The sequence below is a fragment of the Pseudooceanicola antarcticus genome, from assembly GCF_900215355.1.
Taxonomy (GTDB): domain Bacteria; phylum Pseudomonadota; class Alphaproteobacteria; order Rhodobacterales; family Rhodobacteraceae; genus Pseudooceanicola; species Pseudooceanicola antarcticus.
Window position 1 is genome coordinate 252,595 of record NZ_OBEA01000006.1, and the last position, 21,576, is coordinate 274,170.

At 67.5% G+C, this 21,576-nt stretch carries 23 protein-coding genes; 17 read left to right on the forward strand and 6 right to left on the reverse strand.

Translation table 11 applies throughout. The features are described 5' to 3' along the window. Positions 1–9 precede the first annotated feature (9 nt). The 5 genes from hydA to CRO50_RS15930 are packed head-to-tail and all read left to right on the forward strand — an operon-like array spanning position 10 to position 4,933. Positions 10–1,467: a dihydropyrimidinase gene (gene hydA, locus CRO50_RS15910; RefSeq protein WP_097146908.1), complete on the forward strand. Its 1,458-nt coding sequence runs from the start codon at positions 10–12 to the stop codon at positions 1,465–1,467. Next, complete coding sequence (locus CRO50_RS15915) at positions 1,464–2,141, forward strand: aspartate/glutamate racemase family protein (RefSeq protein WP_097146909.1); 678 nt, start codon at positions 1,464–1,466, stop codon at positions 2,139–2,141. The genes hydA and CRO50_RS15915 overlap by 4 nt, the downstream gene beginning before the upstream one ends. Then, complete coding sequence (locus CRO50_RS15920) at positions 2,138–3,118, forward strand: LysR family transcriptional regulator (protein WP_232617805.1); 981 nt, start codon at positions 2,138–2,140, stop codon at positions 3,116–3,118. The genes CRO50_RS15915 and CRO50_RS15920 overlap by 4 nt, the downstream gene beginning before the upstream one ends. A gap of 1 nt (position 3,119) precedes the next feature. Next, entirely contained in the window at positions 3,120–4,112 is a 993-nt protein-coding gene (locus CRO50_RS15925; protein WP_097146910.1) for an NAD-dependent epimerase/dehydratase family protein, read from the forward strand. Next, positions 4,109–4,933 carry an SDR family NAD(P)-dependent oxidoreductase gene (locus CRO50_RS15930; RefSeq protein ID WP_097146911.1) on the forward strand — a complete coding sequence of 275 codons (825 nt, stop codon included), beginning with the start codon at positions 4,109–4,111 and terminating at the stop codon, positions 4,931–4,933. Before CRO50_RS15925 ends, CRO50_RS15930 begins: the two co-directional genes overlap by 4 nt. Before the next feature lie 42 nt (positions 4,934–4,975). Here the strand turns inward: CRO50_RS15930 and CRO50_RS15935 are convergent, their stop codons facing one another. Beyond that, the gene (locus CRO50_RS15935; RefSeq protein ID WP_097146912.1) at positions 4,976–5,656 is read right to left on the reverse strand and encodes a helix-turn-helix transcriptional regulator; all 681 of its coding nucleotides are present in this window, start codon (positions 5,654–5,656) and stop codon (positions 4,976–4,978) included. A gap of 76 nt (positions 5,657–5,732) precedes the next feature. Between CRO50_RS15935 and CRO50_RS15940 the strand changes: the two genes are divergently transcribed. Together CRO50_RS15940 and CRO50_RS20230 are read left to right on the forward strand one after the other, a co-directional pair. Further along, entirely contained in the window at positions 5,733–6,353 is a 621-nt protein-coding gene (locus CRO50_RS15940; RefSeq protein WP_097146913.1) for a glutathione S-transferase family protein, read from the forward strand. Between the two features lie 198 nt (positions 6,354–6,551). Continuing rightward, entirely contained in the window at positions 6,552–7,118 is a 567-nt protein-coding gene (locus tag CRO50_RS20230) for a Hint domain-containing protein (RefSeq protein ID WP_097146914.1), read from the forward strand. On the opposite strand, the gene CRO50_RS15950 is transcribed toward CRO50_RS20230, so the two are convergent. Then, a complete protein-coding gene (locus tag CRO50_RS15950) occupies positions 7,054–8,616 on the reverse strand; it encodes an NAD(P)H-hydrate dehydratase (protein WP_097146915.1) in 1,563 nt (520 codons plus the stop codon). The genes CRO50_RS20230 and CRO50_RS15950 overlap by 65 nt on opposite strands. Before the next feature lie 157 nt (positions 8,617–8,773). On the opposite strand from CRO50_RS15950, the gene CRO50_RS15955 reads away from it, so the two are divergent. From CRO50_RS15955 to CRO50_RS15965, 3 genes are all read left to right on the forward strand, one after another. After that, positions 8,774–9,112, forward strand: coding sequence for a P-II family nitrogen regulator (locus CRO50_RS15955; protein WP_097146916.1), 339 nt, complete (start codon positions 8,774–8,776; stop codon positions 9,110–9,112). Between the two features lie 27 nt (positions 9,113–9,139). After that, the gene (gene glnA, locus CRO50_RS15960) at positions 9,140–10,546 is read left to right on the forward strand and encodes a type I glutamate--ammonia ligase (RefSeq protein WP_097146917.1); all 1,407 of its coding nucleotides are present in this window, start codon (positions 9,140–9,142) and stop codon (positions 10,544–10,546) included. A gap of 688 nt (positions 10,547–11,234) precedes the next feature. Next, positions 11,235–12,242, forward strand: a complete 1,008-nt coding sequence (locus tag CRO50_RS15965; protein ID WP_097146918.1) for a hypothetical protein — start codon at positions 11,235–11,237, stop codon at positions 12,240–12,242. Positions 12,243–12,330: 88 nt separating this feature from the next. On the opposite strand, the gene CRO50_RS15970 is transcribed toward CRO50_RS15965, so the two are convergent. Beyond that, complete coding sequence (locus CRO50_RS15970; protein WP_097146919.1) at positions 12,331–13,095, reverse strand: heme-dependent oxidative N-demethylase family protein; 765 nt, start codon at positions 13,093–13,095, stop codon at positions 12,331–12,333. A 173-nt stretch (positions 13,096–13,268) separates the two neighbouring features. Here CRO50_RS15970 and CRO50_RS15975 point away from each other — a divergent pair, with 173 nt between their 5' ends. Both CRO50_RS15975 and CRO50_RS15980 read left to right on the forward strand, forming a co-directional pair. Next, entirely contained in the window at positions 13,269–13,616 is a 348-nt protein-coding gene (locus CRO50_RS15975) for an ArsR/SmtB family transcription factor (RefSeq protein ID WP_097146920.1), read from the forward strand. After that, complete coding sequence (locus CRO50_RS15980) at positions 13,606–14,103, forward strand: SRPBCC family protein (RefSeq protein ID WP_097146921.1); 498 nt, start codon at positions 13,606–13,608, stop codon at positions 14,101–14,103. The genes CRO50_RS15975 and CRO50_RS15980 overlap by 11 nt, the downstream gene beginning before the upstream one ends. Before the next feature lie 45 nt (positions 14,104–14,148). Here the strand turns inward: CRO50_RS15980 and CRO50_RS15985 are convergent, their stop codons facing one another. The 3 genes from CRO50_RS15985 to CRO50_RS15995 all read right to left on the reverse strand — a co-directional run bounded on the left by CRO50_RS15985 (position 14,149) and on the right by CRO50_RS15995 (position 16,079). Then, complete coding sequence (locus CRO50_RS15985; RefSeq protein ID WP_097146922.1) at positions 14,149–14,772, reverse strand: hypothetical protein; 624 nt, start codon at positions 14,770–14,772, stop codon at positions 14,149–14,151. A gap of 123 nt (positions 14,773–14,895) precedes the next feature. After that, on the reverse strand, positions 14,896–15,501 hold the full coding sequence (locus CRO50_RS15990) for a biotin transporter BioY (protein ID WP_097146923.1): 606 nt from the start codon (positions 15,499–15,501) through the stop codon (positions 14,896–14,898). Between the two features lie 140 nt (positions 15,502–15,641). Next, positions 15,642–16,079: a DUF6314 family protein gene (locus CRO50_RS15995; protein WP_097146924.1), complete on the reverse strand. Its 438-nt coding sequence runs from the start codon at positions 16,077–16,079 to the stop codon at positions 15,642–15,644. Between the two features lie 102 nt (positions 16,080–16,181). Between CRO50_RS15995 and purB the strand changes: the two genes are divergently transcribed. The 5 genes from purB (at position 16,182) to CRO50_RS16020 (ending at position 21,543) form a co-directional block, all read left to right on the forward strand. Further along, on the forward strand, positions 16,182–17,489 hold the full coding sequence (purB, locus tag CRO50_RS16000) for an adenylosuccinate lyase (RefSeq protein WP_097146925.1): 1,308 nt from the start codon (positions 16,182–16,184) through the stop codon (positions 17,487–17,489). A 170-nt stretch (positions 17,490–17,659) separates the two neighbouring features. Then, positions 17,660–17,845, forward strand: coding sequence for a hypothetical protein (locus CRO50_RS16005; protein ID WP_097146926.1), 186 nt, complete (start codon positions 17,660–17,662; stop codon positions 17,843–17,845). A gap of 98 nt (positions 17,846–17,943) precedes the next feature. After that, complete coding sequence (locus CRO50_RS16010) at positions 17,944–19,005, forward strand: flagellar motor switch protein FliG (RefSeq protein WP_097146927.1); 1,062 nt, start codon at positions 17,944–17,946, stop codon at positions 19,003–19,005. A 637-nt stretch (positions 19,006–19,642) separates the two neighbouring features. Continuing rightward, the gene (locus CRO50_RS16015; RefSeq protein WP_097146928.1) at positions 19,643–20,578 is read left to right on the forward strand and encodes a DMT family transporter; all 936 of its coding nucleotides are present in this window, start codon (positions 19,643–19,645) and stop codon (positions 20,576–20,578) included. Beyond that, positions 20,575–21,543, forward strand: coding sequence for a lysophospholipid acyltransferase family protein (locus tag CRO50_RS16020; protein WP_097146929.1), 969 nt, complete (start codon positions 20,575–20,577; stop codon positions 21,541–21,543). The genes CRO50_RS16015 and CRO50_RS16020 overlap by 4 nt, the downstream gene beginning before the upstream one ends. Positions 21,544–21,576: the final 33 nt, after the last annotated feature.

Below are 21,576 nucleotides of genomic sequence, written 5' to 3' on the forward strand. Positions count from 1 at the left end.
TACTACCTCATGACTTTCGACACCGTGATCCACGGCGGCCAGATCGCCACCACCGAGGGCGTCACCACCGGCGACATCGGCATCAAGGGTGGCAAGATCGCCGCCATGGCCGAGAAGATCGAGGGCGGCGACCGCCGCATCGACGCCTCGGGCCGCATCGTCATGCCCGGCGGGATCGAGACCCACGCCCATATCGCCCAGGAAAGCTCCTCGGGCGTGATGACGGCGGATGACTACCTGTCGGGCTCGATCTCGGCGGCGTTTGGCGGCAATTCCAGCTTCATCCCCTTCGCGGCGCAGCAGCGCGGCGAAAACGTGGATGACGTGCTGGCCACCTATGACGCACGCGGCGCGCGATCCGTCATCGACTATTCCTACCACCTGATCATCTCGGACCCGCGCCCCGAGGTGCTGGAAGACCAGCTGCCCCGTGCCTTCGGGCGCGGCATCACCAGCTTCAAGGTCTTCATGACCTATGACCTGATGAACATCGGCGATGGCGGCATGCTGGACATCCTGACGGTGGCCCGCAAGCACGGCGCCATCACCATGGTTCATGCCGAGAACAACGACATGGTCAAATGGATGAACCGCCAGTTGGCCGAGCGCGACCTGACCGCACCGAAGTACCACGCCATCTCGCGCCCCGAGCTGGCCGAGCAGGAGGCGATCAACCGCGCCGTGCAGCTGGCCAAGCTCGCCGATGCGACGCTCTTCGTCGTCCATGTCTCGACCGAGGGCGGGGCCGAGATCATCCGCCGCGAGCAGTTCAACGGTGCCAAGCTCTTTGCCGAGACCTGCCCCCAGTATCTCTCGCTCACCCGCGACGACCTGGACCGGACCGGCATGGAGGGGGCGAAGTACATCTGCTCTCCGCCGCTGCGCGATGCGGCCACGCAGGAAGCGCTGTGGCATCACATCCGCATGGGCACCTTCGTCGGCGTGCATTCCGACCACGCGCCCTACCGCGCGGATGACACCGGCAAGTTCCTGAACGGTTTCGACGTGCCCTACCCCAAGATCGCCAACGGCATGCCCGGCATCGGGCTGCGCCTGCCCTGGCTCTTCTCGGAAGGCGTCGTCGCGGGCCGGATCACGCTGGAGCAATTCGTGGCGCTGTCGTCCACGAATACCGCGAAGGTCTTCGGCTGCACCACCAAGGGACGTCTCGCCCCCGGCATGGATGCCGATATCGCCATCTGGGACCCCGAGGCGCGCTATACCGTCACGCTGGAAGACCAGCACGACAACATGGATTACACCCCGCTCGAGGGCCGTCAGCTGACCGGCCGCCCCGAGACGGTGCTGACCCGTGGCGAGGTGGTCGTGGACAAGGGCGAACTGAAGGCCGCCGAAGGCCAGGGCCGCTTCTTCGGCCGCGCGCCCGTCGATCTGCGCGCGCGCCCCGGCGCGCCGGTGAAGGAATTCGACCCGGCACAGAACTTCGGCACGGAGCTGCGCGGATGACCGATATCCTGCTGATCAATCCCAATTCCTCGACCACCGTGACGCAGGGCATGGACCGCACAGCACGCGCCATGCTGCCGGCGGGCCTGTCTCTCAGCTCGCTGGCTCTGCCCGAAAGCCCTGCCACCATCGCCAACGACGAAGATGTCGCCCGCGCGGGTCTCGGCGTGCTCGAGCTGGCGCGCCGCACCCCCGCCCGCGTGGTGATCACCGGCTGCTTCTCGGACCCCGGCCTGGACCTGCTGCGCGCCATGCCCGAGGGCCCCGTCGCCATTGGCTGCCAGGAAGCGGCCCTGCTTTCGGCCCTGGCCCGCGCCGATCGCTTCGGCGTCATCGCCCTCGGCCCCGCCTCGATCCCGCGCCACTTGCGCAAGATGCGGATGATGGGCATCGAGGGACGCCTGGCCGGAGAGCTGCACCTGTCCGGCTGTTCCGCCGAGGCACCGATGCGCGACCCCGCGGCCTACGCCCTGATCCGCACCCGCGCCGAAGAGCTGGGCCGGATGGGCGCCGGCGCCATCGTGCTGGGCTGCGCCGGCATGGCGCTGATCCGCGCCCGGCTGGAAGCGGAAACCGGCCTTGCCGTCATCGACCCGGTCTCTGCCGCCGTGGCCCAGGCCGTCGCGGCCCTGCAGGGCGACCCGGCCTTCGACTTCGGCGACCCTGCCTCATGACCAAGGGACCCGAGAACCTGCCCGAGACCTCCATGCGCCTGCTGGAGATCTTCGCCGCCATGATGGGCCAGCGCACCACGGTGGCGACGGCAGAAAGTCTCGGGATCTCGCAACCCGCCGTCTCTGCGGGGCTGCGCCAGCTCGAGGCGCAACTGGGCCTGACCCTCTTTGAACGCACCGGCCGCCACCTGGAACCCACCCTTGAGGCCCGCAACCTCTACGAGGAAATCCGGCCGCTCTTCGGCATCGTGCGCAGCTTCGCCATGCGCGCCCGCGATCTGCGCAACGGGCGCGTCGGGCGGCTGCGGGTCATCGCCACGCCGCCGCCGGGCTATTCGGTGATCCCGCAGGCAATGCGCGGCTTCCTCGACACCCGCCCCGATGTCACGGTCAGTTTCGATGTCCGCCGCCTGGATAACGTGCTGCACGCGGTGAGCACCGGCCAGGCGGATGTCGGCATCGGCCTGGCCTCGGGGCGCGTCCCCAATGTGAACACCGAAGAGCTGCTCCTGGGGCAGATGGTGGCGCTGCTGCCGCGCGATCACCCCCTGGCCCAGCAGGAAACGGTCGAGGTCTCTGCTCTGACCGGAGAGCGCTTCATCGGCATCGACCAGGAAAGCTACCTTGGCCGCATGGTCGCCCAGGCCTTCGAGGAGGCCCATGTCACCTATCATCCGCAGATCGAGACCCGGTACTGCCAGACTGCGGCCTCGCTGGCGGCGAGCGGCATGGGCGTCTGCATCGTCGATCCCTGGTCGGCACAGCCCTACCTCGACGGCGAGACCGGAGGCGGCAGCCTGGTGGCCCGCCCCCTGGCGCAGAACTGCCCGGTGCGCTGCATGATGTTCACCCGGCGCGGCGTGCCGCACTCGGGGCTGCTGAAGATCTTCATGGAAGAGATGCGCCGTGCCACCGCCGCGCTGGAGATGCCGGGCCTGGTCTCCGCGCGCGCGGGCACAGCGCCGGGGGACAGCTAGCATGCAGAGATCCATCGCCATCACCGGCGGCGCGGGCTTCCTGGGCCTGGCCCTGGCCGAAGCGCTGCGCCGGCGCGGTGACCGCGTCACGCTGCTCGACCTCGCCCCGCCCGACCCGCGGCTCTTCGCCCGGCCCGAGCTGGCGGGCACCGCCTTCCTGCCCTGCGATATCATGGACGAGGCGCTGTTGCGGCGCTGCCTGTCCGACTGCGGCGCCGAGCTGGTCGTCCATGCGGCGGCGATCACCCCCAATGACGAGACCAGCCGGACCCAGGCCCTGCGCATCGCCGAGGTCAATGTCTCGGGCGCGCTGCGCCTGCTGTCGGCGGCCAGCGCCTCGGGCATCGGGGACGTGGTGCTGCTCTCGTCGATCTCGGTCTATGGCGGGCTTGGCAGCGGCGCGGCGGAGTTGCGCGAGGACGGCCCCGCCCTGCCCGATACGCTTTACGGAGAGACCAAGCTGGCGGCAGAGATGCTCTGCGCGCGGATCGCGCCCACGCTGGGGCTGCGCCTGGCCACCCTGCGCCTGGGTCCGATGTTCGGACCGTGGGAGAGCCTCAGGGAGGCCCGCCCCGATCTTTCGCCCCACGGGCAGCTGCAACGGCTCTCGGCGGGCGGGCAACCGGTCCGGCTGGCCCATGAGATGCGCGGCGACTGGATCTATTCCCGCGATGCCGCCGCGATGATCGCCGCCGTTACCACCCGCATGGACCAGGCCGCGGGCGGGTGCTTCAACATCGCCGGTGGCGCGCCTTTCGCGCTGACCCGCTGGGCCGAGGCCATGGGCCTGCCCTGCCCGGTCATCGACCCCGAGACCCCCGACATCGCCCCCCGCGCCGATCCGCGCCGCGGCCCGATGTCCACCGCCGCCCTGGCCGCACTGACCGGCATCGACGGCGGCCGCCCGATGGAAGAGGCCGTGGCCGATGAAAAGGCCTGGCAGCAAGGCTGGCCCGAAACCAAGTCCGAACACACCCAGGAGACCCCGCGATGACCCCGCCCACCACTGGCACGGAATTCGGCCCGACAGCCGACTCGACAGCGGGCCCACTTAGCGGCCAGAGCGCCCTGGTCACCGGCGCCTCTTCCGGCATCGGGCGGGCCATCGCCCTGCGCCTGGCCAGGGCCGGCGCCACGGTCTGGGCCACGGATATCACCGAAGAGGTGGTCGAAGGCGGCCCGCCGGTGGCCGATCCGCTGTCCCGGATCTCTGCCGCCTCCTGCTTCGAGCGCCTCGATGTGCGCGACCACGCCGCCTGCGCCGAGCTTTGCGCCCGGATAGCAGAGCAGCACGGGCGGCTCGATCTGGTGGTGCCATCGGCGATGACACCGGGACGGGGCAGCCTGGCCGCGACCTCACCCGAGGACTGGCGGCGGGTGATGGGGGTGAACGTGGATGGCGTCTACAACATCCTGTCGGGCGGGCTGCGCCAGATGCTGACCCAGGCGCCCAGGGACGAGGTGCGCGGGCGCTTCGTCATCATCGGCTCGCAGCACGGCATGGTCGCCTCGCCCGGTGGCTTCTCCTACGGGGTCTCCAAGGCCGCCGTCTTGCAGATGATGCGCCAGATCGCGGTGGAGCACGCCGAGGAAGGCATCATCTGCAACGCCGTCTCGCCGGGCAAGATCCTGACCGGCAAGAGCGGCCCCGCCGTGGCCCCCGAGATGCTGGCCTATTCCGAGGCCCGAACCCCGCTGCCCAGGCTGGGACGCCCCGCCGATGTCGCTCAGGCGGTGCTCTTCCTGGCAGATCCCGCCACCACCTTCGTGACCGGGCACAACCTGCTGGTCGATGGCGGCTGGATGGCCGGCTAGGCGCCGAGGGCTGCGCCGCTCTCAGCGCCTCCCGCCGGCCGCTCAGTCATAGAGCAGCGCGATATATTCGCGCAGCAGGCTGACGCGGCGGGGGCGGAAGCTCTCGGAGGTCGGAATGGCGGCCTCCATCCGCCCCACCAGGAACTTGCGGAAGTCCTGGCGCAGGCAGCACCAGGCCAGCAGGCCATAGCCCCTGTCGAGATAGACGATGGCCAGCGGATAGACCCGGCGCTCGGTCACAGCGCCCGTGCCATCGCGGTAGCGCAGATCGAGGGCCTGCTCCTCCCAGCAGGCCAGCCGGATATCCGATAGATCCGCCGAGGCCTGTTCGGGCTGCTCGTAGCGATAGACCATGTGGGTCGCATGCAGCACCTGGCGCTGCAGCCTCTCGGGCAGGGTCGCCACGATCTTGGCCAGTGCCGTCTCTGCCGCCTTTGCCAGCTGCACATCCCCCCGCTGCCGCACATCGCTGAGCCCGACCACGAGCGCCTCCATCTCGATCCGGTCGAAGGTCTGCGGCGGCAGGGCGGGATCTTCGCTGAGCGTATAGCCCAGCCCCGGCGCGCCCTCGATGCGCGCACCGCTGTTCCGCAGGCTTTCGATGTCCCGGTAGAGCGTGCGCTCAGAGACCTCGGTCTCGGCGGCCAGCCGGGCGGCGGTGACCGGCTTGGGCAGCACCCGAAGCGCATTCATCAAGCGAAAGAGGCGTTCAGAGCGGCTCATGACTTCCTGACGGAAACTGACAGTAGGCCCGATCTATACAGCAGGGGAACTGAAAGCCAAACCGGAAGGAACATCGGTGCTTACCCTCTACTACTCTCCCATGTCGCGCGCCTCGCGCATCATCCGCCTGATCGACGAGCTGGACATCTGGTCCGAGATCGAGATCCGCCGCGTCAGCGTGGCGAGACTCGACGGCGCGGGCGGCCAGGACCCGTCGAACCCCCACCCCGATGGCAAGGTGCCGCTGCTGGTCCACGATGGTGTCGAGATCTGGGAATCGAATGCCATCATCCTTTACCTCACCGATCTCTTCCCCAAGGCGGGCATGGGCCCGGTCGCGGGCGATCCGCTGCGGGGCCGTTACCTGAGCTGGCTGGCCTGGTACGGCAACGTGGTCGAGCCGGTGATCGTCATGGGCGCCGCCGAGCTCAGCCATCCGATCCTCACCGCCACCTTCCGTGGCCAGGCCGAGATGACCGAGCGGCTGGTGCGCGCCCTCGAGGGTTCGCCCTTCCTGATGGGAGAGCAATTCACGGCGGCGGATCTGCTGATGGTCTCTCCCTTCACCTGGGCCCCTGCCTCGACGCCGGATCACCCTCTGGTCCGTGCCTGGATCGAACGCTGCGACGCGCGCCCCTCGGCCGAACGCACGGCGCGATACGACGCCGAGCAACTGCAGGAGGCAGGCGTAGCCTGAGCGAACGCGCGACCCCTGATGCGGGCGGCCAACCAGCGCCGCGACTACAAGCGCCGGACCTTCAGGGGTCCGGCGCACGCGTTTCCGAGGCCGTGCGCCCTGCCCGCGCAGCCGATGATTTTCCTTTCACCGCTAAAGGGCCTGTAAACTTTCGCCGCCTAGCAGAAGTGAGGTCTCATCCTTACCGGGTCTCTGCCGATGCTTCACTGTGCTGCCACCTCATCACGTTGTGAAAAGACCGCCGAGGCGCTCTGCCCCGCAGTCTCGGGACTGGCGGCAGAACTGCCGCTGCTGACCGCACGCGGGGCGGTGCCGGCGCTGGAGCTGCAACCAGGCGACCGTCTGATCACCCGCGAGCGGGGCATGGTGCCGCTGATCGACATGCTGGTCGAGGCGCGCTGCACGCCGATGGTGCGGATCGCCGCCGGCTGCTTCGGCAAGGCCCGACCCGGCGCAAGCCTGCTGCTGCCCGCCGCCCAGAAGATCCTGCTGCGCGGTGCCCCCGCCTGGGGTTTCGACGGCTGTGACAGGACCCACATGACCGCCGGGGCCATTGCCGACAGCCCCTGCGGTCGCGCCCTCGGCATCCAGCACAGCGGGCGTAGCCTGACCCGGCTCTGCCAGCTCATCCTGCCAGAGCCGCTAACCCTCTATGCCGAGGGGCTTGAGCTTCTCGTGGAAGAGCCGCCGACGCCGCGCCTCAGCCCTCAACTGCAAGGGCAGAGAGGACGGCCGGCACTGTCTCGGGCAGGTCTTCAGCTATAAGGCCGGGGCCGCGCATCAGCGCGGCTTCCACATGCAGCCAGGCGGCCTGGGCGGCCGCGTCGAAGGGTGAGGCCCCGCGCGCCAACAGCCCGGTGATCAAGCCGGCCAGCACATCGCCGGAGCCCGCCGTGGCCAGCCATGGCGCGCTGCGTGCCCCCTGCGCCGAGTGCAGGCGCGCCCGGCCATCGGGGGCCGCGATCACCGTCGCAGCACCCTTCAGCAGGACCACGCAGCCCGCCCGCGCTGCCGCGTCCCGCGCCGCATCGAGGGCGGAATAGCCGGGGCCGTGCTCCAGCGTACCGCGCAGCTTCCCGGCCAGGTCGGGAAAGAGCCGGGCGAACTCTCCGCCATGGGGGGTCATCACAACCGGCTTGCCCCGGGTCATGGCAAAGAGCGCCTCGGGCTCTTCGGCATGCAGGCTCAGCGCATCGGCGTCCAGCACCACGGCGCGGCCTGACCCAAGCGCCACTTCGGTCTTTTCCCGCGCCACCGCGTCCAGGCCCAGCCCCGGCCCGAGGCAAAGCGCGTTGAGCCGCACATCCTCAAGGAGAGTGGACAAAGCCTCGGCGTCCCCGCAGCGCGCCAGCATCAGCGCGGTGATCTGGCAGGCGACCTCCTGCTGCGCGGCGGGGGGCACGGCCAGCGTGACCAGCCCCGCCCCGATGCGCAGCGCCGCACGGGCCGCCAGTCGTGCTGCGCCGGTCCGCCCCGGCCCGCCGGTCAGAACCAGCGCATGGCCATGGGTGTACTTGTGCCCCAGGGACGATTTACAGGCCGCCGGACGGCAGAGCTCTGCCCCGACCACCGAGGCCAGGGGGCCACCGGCCCGCGCCGGGTCCAGGGCCGCATCCAGGCCGATATCGGCGACCACCAGCCGCCCGCAAAGCTCGGCCCCCTGTCCCAGAAGATGCCCCGGCTTGGCGCTGTGGAAGGTCACCGTCAGATCGGCGGCGGGGGGCACCGGCCCCAGCACCCGGCCACTGTCGGCACAAAGCCCCGAGGGGATATCCACCGCCACCCGCCGGGCGGTCTGACCGAAGAGCCGGGCCAGCAGCGCCGCGCTCTCTTCCGCCACGGGCCGCGACAGGCCGGTGCCGAAAAGCGCATCAAGCGCCAGGTCCGGCACCATCCCGGCGCGCAACCCAGCGGCGAGTTCCTCTTGGGTAAAGACAGGCCCGAACGCTTTCCACCTCTCCAGCGCCAGCGCCGCATCGGGGCCGAGACGGGCCGGATCGCCAGCGAATCCACATGTCACCTGCCAGCCCCGCTCGGCCAGGCATCGGGCGACCACGAAACCGTCCCCGCCGTTGTTGCCCGGACCGGCCAGAATCGCCACCCGAGGCGCTTTCTCGGCATAAAGCTCTGGCCAGCTTATATAAATCTCGCCTACAACGGCTTTACCGGCGCGTTCCATCAGGGCGGCCCCACTGGTTTCGCCCGCCGCCATGGCCGCCGTTTCGACCGCGCGCATCTGCGATCCGGTCAGCAGATTTGACATGATCTTTCCAATCTGCACAAATTTTATGCGGAGCGCCATTTTTTCACGCGCCATTTTCACGCGGTCTCTGGCCTCTCCCCCAGCTTTCACTTTAGTCGATTGTGAGCCCGCTGCGAAAGTGGTCTGACCGTTGCGACGTTACTGTGAGGAGTTTCCCATGAAGAAGATCGAAGCGATCATCAAGCCGTTCAAGCTTGATGAAGTGAAGGAGGCGCTTCAGGACGTGGGCGTGCAGGGCCTCTCCGTGATCGAGGTCAAGGGTTTTGGCCGTCAGAAAGGTCACACGGAGCTCTATCGCGGGGCTGAATATGTCGTCGACTTCCTGCCGAAGGTGAAAATCGAGGCCGTTCTCGACGACGACCAGGTGGATGGCGCGATCCAGGCGATCATTGATGCAGCCAAGACCGAGAAAATCGGCGACGGCAAGATCTTCGTGTCGCCGATCGAACAAGCCATTCGCATCCGTACCGGCGAGACCGGCGCGGACGCACTTTAAGAGACTCAAAACCGAAGGGAAAAGGGAATGAGCAAGGAACAGGTTCTCAAGCTGATGGCTGATGAGGACGTCGCATATGTCGACATCCGCTTCACCGATCCGCGCGGCAAGCTGCAGCACGTCACCGTCATGGCCGACCAGGTCGACGAAGACTTCCTCGAGGAAGGCTTCATGTTTGACGGCTCGTCCATTGCCGGCTGGAAATCGATCGAAGCATCCGACATGAAACTGATGCCCGACACCGAGTCGGTCTACCTCGATCCGTTCTATGCCGAGAAGACCCTCTGCATCCATTGCTCGGTCGTCGAGCCCGACACCATGGAGCCCTACGAGCGTGACCCCCGCGGCACCGCCCAGAAGGCCGAAGCCTACCTGATCTCCTCGGGTATCGGCGACCAGGCATTCATGGGTCCGGAAGCCGAATTCTTCCTGTTCGACAACGTCAAGTACTCGAACTCGATGAACAAGGTCTCCTTCGAGGTCGACGCTCTGGACGCCTCCTGGAACACCGACACCGACTACGAGATGGGCAACACCGGCCATCGTCCGGGCGTCAAGGGCGGCTACTTCCCCGTGAACCCGATCGACGACGGTCAGGACATCCGCGGCGAAATGCTCTCGACCATGAAGCGCATGGGCATGAAGGTCGACAAGCACCACCACGAAGTGGCGTCCTGCCAGCACGAGCTGGGCCTGATCTTCGGCTCCGTCACCAAGCAGGCTGACGAACTGCAGAAGTACAAGTACGTCATCCACAACGTGGCCCAGGCCTACGGCAAGTCGGCAACCTTCATGCCGAAGCCCATTGCCGGCGACAACGGCACCGGCATGCACGTGAACATGTCGATCTGGAAGGACGGCAAGCCGCTCTTCGCAGGTGACAAGTATGCTGATCTCTCCGACGAAGCCCTGTACTTCATCGGCGGCATCCTGAAGCACGCCAAGGCCCTGAACGCCTTCACCAACCCGTCCACCAACTCCTACAAGCGCCTGATCCCCGGCTTCGAAGCCCCGGTTCTGCGCGCCTACTCGGCCCGTAACCGTTCCGGTTGCGTCCGTATTCCGTGGGCGGAATCCCCGAAGGCCAAGCGTGTGGAAGCTCGCTTCCCCGATCCGTCGGCAAACCCCTACCTCTGCTTCTCGGCCCTGCTCATGGCCGGCCTGGACGGGATCAAGAACAAGATCCACCCCGGCGAAGCCATGGACAAGAACCTGTACGACCTGCCCCCAGAGGAGCTGGCCGACATCCCGACCGTCTGCGGCTCGCTGCGTGAGGCTCTGGAAGAGCTCGAGAAGGACATGGACTTCCTGCTGGCCGGTGACGTGTTCACCAAGGACCAGATCGAAGGCTACATCGGCCTGAAGATGGAAGAGCTGGAAACCTACGAGCACACTCCGCACCCCGTCGAGTATGCAATGTACTACTCCTGCTGATCCCCATCGGGACAGTGAGACATCGGAAGGGGCGCCCCAGGGCGCCCCTTTTGCTTTGCGCCCCAGAGCAGAGCCCAGCCATCGCCGACAACGGCCAAAGCCCCTGCCCTGCAATCGAGCCCCCTTTGCCCATCCCCGAGAGACCCTTACCCCGATGGCAGCGCTCATCGGGCCCATGCGGTGCCCTGAGCCCATGCCGTCGCTCGCGGCCCCTCCCGCCGCCAGATGGCGCCGAATCGTAGTGGCCCTATCCCTTCGGATAGGACCCCAAGACCATTGTCCCCTTGCCTGACCAAGGGCGCCTTTGGCCGCTTTTCCGTGGGAATGAAGGCCAAAAGGTAAAGAATCCCGCCACAATCGCGCCATATTGCGGCGTATTGCGGATCTGCACACCCGGCTTTGCCACCAAGTAGGACACAATATTCCCGCTAAACGTGTGCTGACGCCGGATCACTCACCCAACTTGGCCGAAAAATCCTCGAAAACCCCGGCTCTCGTGGCCTTTGACGGCAGATATGGGCGGGATTGGGGCAGATGTATCCCAAGTTCGCCGCAATGAGGCGGGATTGCGGCGCATCGCCGCCAAATTCCCTAACCAGACCTTAATTGCTCGGGTTTCGGACCAACTTTCTCCTGATTCGAGCACCAGAGTGAGGACATCGAGAGCAAACCACTGAAAGACAGATCCATGTCTCATTCCGCGCAAAGCCACCAGGCTGGCCTGATCTTCACGGACGATAGCGACGTGACGGTCGAGCAACTGCTGGAGCCGGTCAATTCCGTCCTTCGCGCCTTCGGGCAGCAGGGCGAAACCATGCAGGTCGACTTCGACCAGGCTGCCATCGCCTCGCAGACGATGCTTGTCGAGCTGCAGATCTTCGATGCGCCCGAGGCCGACCCGGACACCCTGCGTGTCCTGTCGTCCGGCCCGCGCACCCATCTTTCCGCCAGCTCGCGCCAGGCGCTGGAAAACCCGACCTTCTGGGTGCATGTCTCGGTCTCCGAGACCGCCTATGACGATCGCCGCCACCCCGAGACGGCCAAGGCCATGCTGGCCGAGATCGTCCACCGGCTGATCGCCGAGACCTGCGCGCCCTTCGTGCAATGGCTGGACCGTGAAACCGTGCTGACCTCGGCCCGTTTTCAGTCCGCCTTCACGCCGATCTCGATGCGCAACACCGACGCCACCGCCCTGCATCACCCGATGCACCCGGCGCGCGTGCAGCACCCCGAGACCGCCACCATGGCCTCTCAGCCGGTGCGCGCCGCCGTCGCCTCCGAGATCTTCCCCGAGATCCAGTCCGAGACCTCGCACCTGGATGCCCGTTTCGACGCACTGCGCGCCGAGCTGAAGGCACGCCGCCAGAACACCTGGGTGGGCACCGACCCGGCCGGCGTCACCGGCCGCACCCTGAGCTCGGACGATGAGCTGCGCGATGTCTTCCGCGCCGATATCGAGCTGGACGAAGAGGATGACCCCAAGAAGCTGGAGCACCGCGTGGCGACCTATACGGTCAATGCCACCGTGGCGCTGATCAACCCGCCGGTCGCCGGCGCGCTTCTGGCCTACAACATGATCAAGGGCGAGGACTTCCGCATCTCGACCCATGCGCTGACCCTCTCGGCGGTCTTTGCCGCCGTCGGCACCGGCGCCACCCAGGTCATGGCGGAGACGCTCGCGCTGCTGCCGATCTGAGGCCGCCGCTCTCGATATTTCCTTCGGACTTACCTTCCCCGGAGTCTCTGTCCGCCTGCCCTCGTGGCAGGCGGTTTTTTGTTGCGCCTCAGGCCCCAGGGGCCGAGCTGCGCCGCACCATGAAGGTATGGATGCCAAAGGCCACCGCGCCGCTCTCGGGCAGCCGCCAGAGGCTCTGGCGTTCCGAGCGCAGGTAGTCGCCCTCGCGCGGATGGCGCTCTTCCCGCGACATGGCTTCCGACATCGGCGCAAAGAGGCGCGGGTCGTCGTAGACCAGGCAATTCGAGCGCCAGAGGGGCCGCCCCGCCTGCACCCCGTCGAAAAGCCGCTGCACCCGCCGCGCCAGGTTCTCGTCGTAGGAGGGCACGGGCACATGGATGCGCAGAAGCGGATGGCCGAATTTCTCGGACAGGGTCCAGTTGGCGGGGAAACAGAGCACCGCGCCGGTCAGCACATGTTCCGCACCGCGCTTTTCCATCAGGCAGAAGTCCTGCTGCACCAGAAGACCGATGGTGCCCATGGGATCGTCGCGCTCCAGAGCCACCGTGACCCCGTCGGGCCGGGTCACGTGCCCCGGTTCGACCCGGTAGTCATCACGGCTCGCCAGCGCCTGCAGCACCGCATTCAGCAGCTCTTCGGCCGCAGGCCGGGCGGCCTCGTCCAGGGCGATGACATCGGCGCGGCGCTCGGCGATCAGGCGGCGGCGCAGGGCCATCTGGGCCGCGAAGGCGTCATCGACGATGATCCAATCCTCTGCCACGAGCGGCGCCACCCCCGGCAGGCGGTCGTTGGGCGCATGGGGAAGGCCCGTTTGCAGGATCGGCGCATCGGCGCTCTCGAAGATATCACGCATGTCCACCCTTTCTTGCCGGACCGGCGGCAGCCTAGCCCCGCTCCGAACGGAAGGCGAGAGCCCCCGGACCCGCCACCGTTGCAAGATCTGCGCCCCTGCTGAAGTTTCGACCACCCGGACTCTCCTGTCATTTAGGTATTGACCTAAGTAATGACGCGCGCTTACTTAGGCGCATGCCTAACCAAACCCATGAGCTCGAGCGCACCTTCAGCGCCCTGTCCGACCCGACCCGCCGCGCCGTGGTGCAGGCGCTTTGCGAGGGGCCTGCCACGGTCAGCCAGCTGGCTGCGCCCTTCGCCATGGCCCTGCCCTCGTTCACCCAGCACCTTGGCGTGCTGGAAGAGGCCGGGCTGATCACCTCGCGCCGCCAGGGCCGCTCTCGGCTCTGCGCGCTCAACGGTCCGGCCCTGCGCGAGGCCGAGGACTGGCTGGCCGCGCATCGGCGGCAATGGGAAGCGCGCCTCGACCGGCTCGAAGCGCATCTGGAAACCATGAAGAAGGAACAGTCAGATGACCAATGAACCCTCGGCCTGGGCCACGGCCCCTCTGGACCGCGAAGTGGTCATTGCACGCGTCGTCAATGCCCCGCCCGACCTGGTCTATGCCGCCTGGACCGATCCGGCGCAGATCGTGCTCTGGTTCGGCCCGGAAGGGTTCAAGCTGACCACCCACGAGGTCGACATCCGCCCCGGCGGGCTCTGGCGCTTCGACATGGTCGCGCCCGACGGCACGCTCTTCCCCAACCGCATGCGTTTCCTGCGCCTCGAAGCGCCGCGCCTGATCGAGGTCGAGCATGGCGCCGACAGCGACGACGACCCCGAGCGCTTCCGCATGCTCGTCACCTTCGACGCCCAGGCCAATGGCAAGACCGTGATCACCCTGCGCCAGCTGCACCCCAGCCCCGAACGCAGAGCGGTGGTCATCGGCTTCGGCGCGGTGGAATATGGCGGCCAGACGCTGGACAAGCTCGCCGCCCATGTCGAGGCGCGGCGCACCGCGACGGCCTGAGCCCTGGCCAAGGAAGCGCCGCCACGGCGCCCCCACCCTGCGCGGTCATTTCACCTCGAAGCGCCGCACCGTCGCGATGGCCTTTTCCAGCTCCGCCACCGGCAGCGGCGGGCCATGGTTCAGCGAAACGCGGCTGAAGGCCGGCAGGCGCTTCTCGTAGTAGTTCCGCACCAGCAGCTCGCCGGTGCTGACCACCGAGAACACCGCCACTTCGCCGTATTCGCGCCGCGCGATGTAGCGGGTGCAGTAGATCGCGAAATGGGCCCGGTCCCGGCTGGGCGCCTCAATCTCCTGGTAGAGGGCCTCTTCGCAGGCATTGGCGAAGATCCCGTAGATCCCGATGACCGCCTCTTCGATCTCCACGCCACCGCGCCGCTCGGCATAGATCGCGTAGAGCTCGGACCAGTCCTCGAAGCGCTCTCCCTCGGGGATGTACTCGTAGATGAAGGTCTCGACACCGTTGGGATTGACGCCCTGCTGCCGGAAGATCTCGACCTCCTGCTCAAGCTCGCGCGAGCGCACCCAGGGCGGCGGCGCGTAATGGGCGGTCTGGCCCCAGAGCGACAGCAGCCATTGCGAGGGCGGCAGGTCCTGGGCCCCGGCAATCGCGGGCAGCAGGCTCAGCCAGAGTACTGAGAGGAAGGCGGCAAGGCAGGAAAAGGGCTTCATGGGCAAATCCGTTGACTGAAAGCCCAAGTGAACCACGCCCGAGGGAAAGCTGTAAAGCGGCAGGGGAAACGCGAAAGGGGCGCCCCGCAGGACGCCCCTTCGATCTTTGCGCTCAGGCCGCGATCAGCCGCGCGCGTTGCCGACCAGTTTCCAGGCCAGCGGCAGCACCAGGGCCGCCAGGGCCAGCTTCAGCGCGTCGCCCAGGATGAAGGGCGTCAGGCCCCAGGCCAGGATCGGCTTGTCCCAGCCATAGAGTGCGCCCAGCCAGGCCAGGCCGGGGATGTAGAGCACCACGTTGCCGATCAGCATTGCCAGCGCCATCCACAGGACCGAGCGGTCCCAGCCCCGGCGCGCCAGCGCGCCCAGCACCACGGTGGCCATGACATAGCCCAGCAGGTAGCCGCCGGTGCCGCCCATCATGTATTCCACGCCGTTCAGATCGGCGGTGGAGCTCTGGAAGACGTCGAAGCCCAGCATGCCGATCAGCATGTAGCCCATGATCGTCACCAGCCCGAGACGCGGGCCATAGGCGGCGCCGATCCCCAGCACGGCAAAGGTGCCCATGCCGATGGCAACCGGAGAGCCCGGCACCGGCACCTGGATCTTGGCCATGATGGCCAGGAGGGCGATCCCCATGACCACCAGCACGGCCTGCTTGATGCGCAGCGCCGCGCCCTGGGTGGGTCCGAAGGTTTCGCTCAGGACACGTTCATTCAGCGTTTGGGACATCTCGTTCCCTCCCTCTCTGTCTGTTCTGCACTTGTGATGCCCGAAGGTCTCCTACCAGGCAAGGATCTTGGCCCCTGTGGCGCCAAGCAAATTGCAAAGCGCCGATTTGCAAAAGGCGACAGATTGCAAAGCCTGCAAAGTCAGCCCGTTTCGGGCCGGCGGCACTCGGATGTCATGCGGTAGTCCTTGCGCGGCCCGGCGACCTCCCATGTCACCTGCCAGCGGGGCCAGCGGGTAAAGTCATAGGCGGCGTGGTAGAGGTCGGGGGTGCAGAAGTGCTCGGCCTCAGGTGCCGGGGCCTCGGGGTCGAAATCATGGAAGAAGGCGCCGTCCTCGAAATGCACCGCGATCCGCCTGCCCATGGGCCGCCAGAGGTAGCTTCGTTCCGCCTTCAGCGCGGGCCCCGCGCCATAGCGGATCTCTCCGCTCTCCTGCCAGAGCCAGTGCTCGCCCAGGGGCCGCAGCTTTGCCCGGCCCGAGAAGTGCGCCTCCTGCCCGCCCATCCGGTCCTCGATCTGCCGCGCGATCTGCCAGGTCCCCTCGAAGTGAGAGATGTCACGTCTGCTTTTGCTCTCCATTCGCCTGCCTTAGCGCCTCGCGCGGGGCTGCGCCACCTTGTCCCCGGCGCGCCCCTCGCTTATGAGGCGAGCAAAGCTGCCTGGCCCGAAAGGATATCGCCGATGATCCCTCGTTATGCCCGCCCCGAGATGACCGCCATCTGGGAGCCCGCAACCAAGTTCCGCATCTGGTACGAGATCGAGGCGCATGCCTGCGATGCCATGGCCGAGCTGGGCGTGATCCCCAAGGAGAACGCCGAGGCCGTCTGGAAAGCCAAGGACGTGGAATTCGACGTTGCCCGCATCGACGAGATCGAGGCTGTCACCAAGCATGACGTCATCGCCTTCCTGACCCACCTGGCCGAACACGTCGGCTCGGAAGAGGCGCGTTTCGTGCACCAGGGCATGACCTCCTCCGACGTGCTGGACACCTGCCTGAACGTGCAGCTGGTGCGCGCCGCCGATATCCTGCTGGCGGACATGGACCGCCTGCTGGCCGCCCTGAAGACCCGCGCCATGGAACACAAGATGACCGTGCGCGTCGGCCGCTCCCACGGCATCCACGCCGAGCCCACCACCATGGGCCTGACCTTCGCGCGCTTCTACGCCGAGATGGACCGCAACAAGGCCCGCCTGCAGGCGGCCCGTGAAGAGATCGCCACCGGCGCCATCTCGGGCGCGGTCGGCACCTTCGCCAATATCGACCCTGCCGTCGAAGAGCACGTCTGCGCCAAGCTGGGCCTCGCGCCCGAGCCGATCTCGACCCAGGTGATCCCGCGCGACCGTCACGCGATGTTCTTCGCCGTGCTGGGCGTCATCGCCAGCAGCATCGAGAACGTCGCCATCGAGATCCGCCACATGCAGCGCACCGAGGTGCTGGAAGGCGCCGAGTTCTTCTCGATGGGCCAGAAGGGCTCTTCGGCGATGCCGCACAAGAAGAACCCCGTGCTGACCGAGAACCTGACCGGCCTGGCGCGTCTTGTCCGCATGACGGTGATCCCGGCGATGGAGAACGTGGCCCTCTGGCACGAGCGCGACATCTCGCATTCCTCCGTCGAGCGTGGCATCGCCCCCGACGCCACCGTGACCCTGGACTTCGCCCTGAACCGCCTGGCCGGCGTGGTCGAGAAGATGCTGATCTTCCCCGAGAACATGCTGGACAACATGAACAAGTTCCCCGGCCTGGTGATGAGCCAGCGGGTGCTGCTGGCGCTGACGCAGGCCGGTGTGTCGCGCGAAGACGCCTATGCGATGGTCCAGCGCAACGCCCTGAAGGTCTGGGAAGAGCGCGTCGACTTCCGCGAGCAGCTGCTGGCGGACGAGGACGTGGTCAAGGCGCTTGGCGTCGAGCAGATCAACGAGAAGTTCGACATGGGCTATCACACCAAGCACGTCGACACGATCTTCAAGCGGGTCTTCGGCGAAAGCTGATCCGCTTCGAGGGCCGATCGTCTGCCCGCTTGTATCAACGGCGTCTCCCTCGGGAGGCGCCGTTTGCATTTCGGGCATCGGTCGGGGGGGGGGTCTTTGCCCCCGGCACCCGAAGCTTCGGCCAAAACGGGAATCGTGCTATGGTTGTGTCATCCATTGGAGGACCCGCCATGAGAACTCTGCCCGTGAAAACTCTGCCCAAGAGAACTCTGATTGCCTCGGCCCTGCTGGGCCTTCTCGCCGCCGCCCCGCTGCAGGCCGGCTGCAGCTACCATGAAGAGCAGGCCAGCTCTTGCACAGAAGGCCATAGCTGGAACGCCGAGACCGGCACCTGCGAGAAGATCGTCACCGGCTGAACGCCGGGTCTGTAGGTATCCCGGCCGGGCCTGTCGCGGTTTCAGCCTTTCTTCACCCTTCCCTGATTATCTGCAGCGGAACGCAGAACGAGGGGAACATGGGCGACCTGGCTCCGCTGGCGCGGCTCGCGCCCCCTGCCCCGCTCACGGCCGGGCAGATGTCACGCAAGCAGAAGGCGGCCGTCATCATACGGCTGCTTCTGATCAACGGGCTGGATGTGCCCCTGAAAGAGCTGCCCGAGGATCTTCAGGCAGAGCTCACTATGCTGCTTGGCAACATGCGCCACATCGACCGTGACACGCTGTCCGGCATCGTCGAGGAATTCATCGGAGAACTGGAAGAGCTGGGCCTGACCTTCCCGCGCGGCGTGGCGGGCGCGCTTTCGGCGCTCGATGGCAAGATCTCGGCCCATACCGCCGCGCGCCTGCGCAAGGAGGCTGGCGTGCGCCAGACCGGCGACCCCTGGGATCGCGTCCGCGCCCTCGACCTGAAGAAGCTGCGCCCGATTGCCGAAACCGAGTCGATCGAGATCGCCGCGGTGATGCTGTCGAAGCTCGACACCGGCAAGGCGGCAGAGCTGCTGTCGCAGCTGCCCGGCCCCCGCGCGCGGCGCATCACCTATGCGATCTCGCTGACCTCCGGCATCTCGCCCGAGGCGCTCGACCGCATCGGCCTCTCCCTGGCCAGCCAGCTCGACGCCCAGCCCGACAGCGTCTTCGACAAGGACCCGGTGGAACGGGTCGGCGCGATCCTCAATTTCTCGACCGCCTCGACCCGCGACGACGTGCTGGAGGGTCTCGACGAGACCGACAGCGAGTTCGCCGAGAAGGTGCGCAAGGCGATCTTCACCTATACCAACATCCCCGCTCGCGTGGCGCCGCGCGACATCCCCAAGGTGGTCCGCCAGCTCGACCCCATGATGTTGGTCACGGCCCTTGCCGCCTCTACCGCGGGGGAAGAGGCCGCGACGGCGGAGTACATCCTGGGCAACATGTCGGCCCGCCTTGCCGACAGCCTGCGCGAGGAGGTTGCAGACCGCGACAAGGTCAAGGCCAAGGATGCCGAAGAGGCGATGAACGCCGTGGTCGCCGAGATCCGCAACCTCGAAGCTGCCGGAGAACTGCTGCTGCTCGCCGGCGACGACCAGGAAGAGGACTAGCTCCAGGCGCCCCTCACCCGTGGGGCGGTGCAGGAGGCATGCGGCGCGCGCCCTGGCCCCCCGGCCCCTCAGCCGGGCGCCCGGCTCTCCAGCAATACCGCTCCAAGTGGGGCCAAGTGAGCTTTGCCAACCAGCGCCCGTGCCCCAGGGCGCCCTTTGCCGGTCAGGCCGCAGGCCCGAAAGCGCGCTGTGTCAGCCAGCGCTCACGCCCCAAAGCGCGCTAAGCGGGCCGCCCACGCACGCGGAGGCAGTCGGCACCAAGTAGCGCCCGCGTCCGAAAGCCCCCTTCGCCAGGAAACGCAGCTAGCCCGGATGGCCTCTCGCCAACCAGGCCGCATGTCCGCAGCCAGTGTTCCCTTCGCGCCCTTCCGTCGCCCCACGCTCCCCCTGCAACACAGGGGCTCTGCCCCCCGTCACCCACACCTGGAAGCCTCACCAATCGAAGCGCAGGACCTGCCCTTGGGACCGCCAGCCGGGGGGTACGGGGGCGGGGCCCCCGAGGCCCCCTCTACGTCTCAGAACCGGCGCTGCAAGACCGGGGATGCCCCGGCCTCTCTCGGTCCTGCTCTGGACAGCGCCGCCGTGCGCCCATACCGTCCGCCGGACCTGCGGCCGACGCCGCTGACCGGAGCCCCAGATGACCCAGACTGCCCGCGCCATCCTCTTGATGATCCTCGCCATCTTCTGCTTCTCGGCGATGGATGCCTGTGCCAAGGCCATCGCCGCCGAAAGCAACACGGTCATGGCGCTCTGGGCGCGCTACGCGGGCCAGGCCGTGCTGGTTCTGGTGCTGGTTGCGCCACGCCTCGGCCAGGTGGCCCGCACCCGGTTTCCCGGCCTGCAGCTGCTGCGCGCCATCTGCCAGCTTACCGCCACCTCGGCCTTCTTCTTCGGCCTGAACTTCCTGGGCCTTGCCGAGAGCACTGCCATCATGGATGTGAACCCGGTGCTGATCACACTCGGCGCGGCGCTCTTCCTGGGCGAAAGGCTCGGCCCGCGTCGCCTGGCGGCCATCGGCGCGGCGCTCATCGGCGCGATGATCGTCATCCGTCCGGGCACCGAGGTCTTCTCTCCGGCGGCCATCTTCCCGCTCACCGCCGCCATCGCCTACGCGGGCTTTGCCCTGGCCACCCGCTTCATCGGCGGGCGCGAGGACCCCTGGACCTCGCTGCTCTATTCCGCCCTGCTGGGGGCCATCATCCTGACCGCCCTGCTGCCCGGCCAGTGGCAGATGCCCTCGCCGCGCACCGCGCTGCTGATGCTGGCGCTGGCGGGGCTCGGCACCACGGCGCAGCTGCTGCTGATCCGCGCCCTGACCCTGGGCGAGGCGGCAATGCTGGCGCCCTTCTCCTATGTCGGGCTGATCTCGGCCACCTTCTGGGGGGTCGTGGCCTTCGGCGAGTTCCCCGACCGGGCCACCATCATCGGCGCGCTTGTGATCGTGGCGGCCGGGGTCTATGTCTGGCACCGCGAAACCCGCAGCGCCCGCGCGCCGGGCATTGCCAGCCTCAAGGCCGCTCCGGCCCCTGAATCCCCTGTCCTCGACAACCGGACCGACCAGACGCCCAGATGACCCGCTCCGCTCCCCCCCCAGGCAAGCGCCCCGTCGTGGCCAGCGAGATCACCGATCCCGCCGACCTGCCAGCCAGGGAGCGCCTCGGGCATTACGTGGTGAATATCGCGCTCGGCGGGCTGATCGGCCTCGGGCTGGCGCTGCCCTACGAGCGCCGGGTGCCGCTCTTCGGCTGGCTGGTCTCGCGCCTGGTGGCACCGCTGGCGGGCTACAACCGCCGTATCCGCGACAACCTGGCCCTCGTCTCGCCCGAGATGAGCGCCGCCGAGGTGCGCCGGATGCAGCGCGCGGTGACAGACAACGTCGGCCGTACCCTGATCGAGATCTACTCGGGTCCCGAGTTCAAGGCCCGCCTCAGCGACGCGCCGATCGAAGGTCCGGGCCTCGAGGCGCTGGATGCCGCCTGTGCCGCGGGCCGCCCGGTGGTACTGGTCTCGGGCCACTTCGGCAATTACGAGGCCTTCCACGCCAAGGTCGCCGCCCGCCATGGCGAGGTGGGCGCGATCTACCGCCCGCTCAACAACATCTATTTCAACCGACACTACGTCGCCGCGATGGAGAGCATCGCCAAGCCGCTCTTTCCGCGCGGCCGCCGCGGCATGGCGCAGATGGTGCGCTTCCTGCGCGCCGGCAATATCGTCGCCATGCTCTCGGATCAGCACTTCGACTCCGGCGCACCGCTGCGCTTCTTCGACCAGCCGGCGATGACCGCCACCTCGGCGGCCGAAATGGCGCTGAAGTACAAGGCCGAGATCCTGCCGATCTACGGCATTCGCCAGCCCGACGGGCTGAGCTTCCGGATCGTGGTGGAGGCGCCCCTGCCCCATACCTCCGCCGAGGAGATGTCGCAGCGGCTCAATGACTCGCTGGAGTCGATGACCCGTGCCCACCCCGAGCAATGGTTCTGGGTGCATCGGCGCTGGAAGCGACGCAGGTCGCAGCAACCGGCGCAGGCAGGGCGCTAGGTACTGCCCGGCGACACTGCGCAGGTTTCAGAA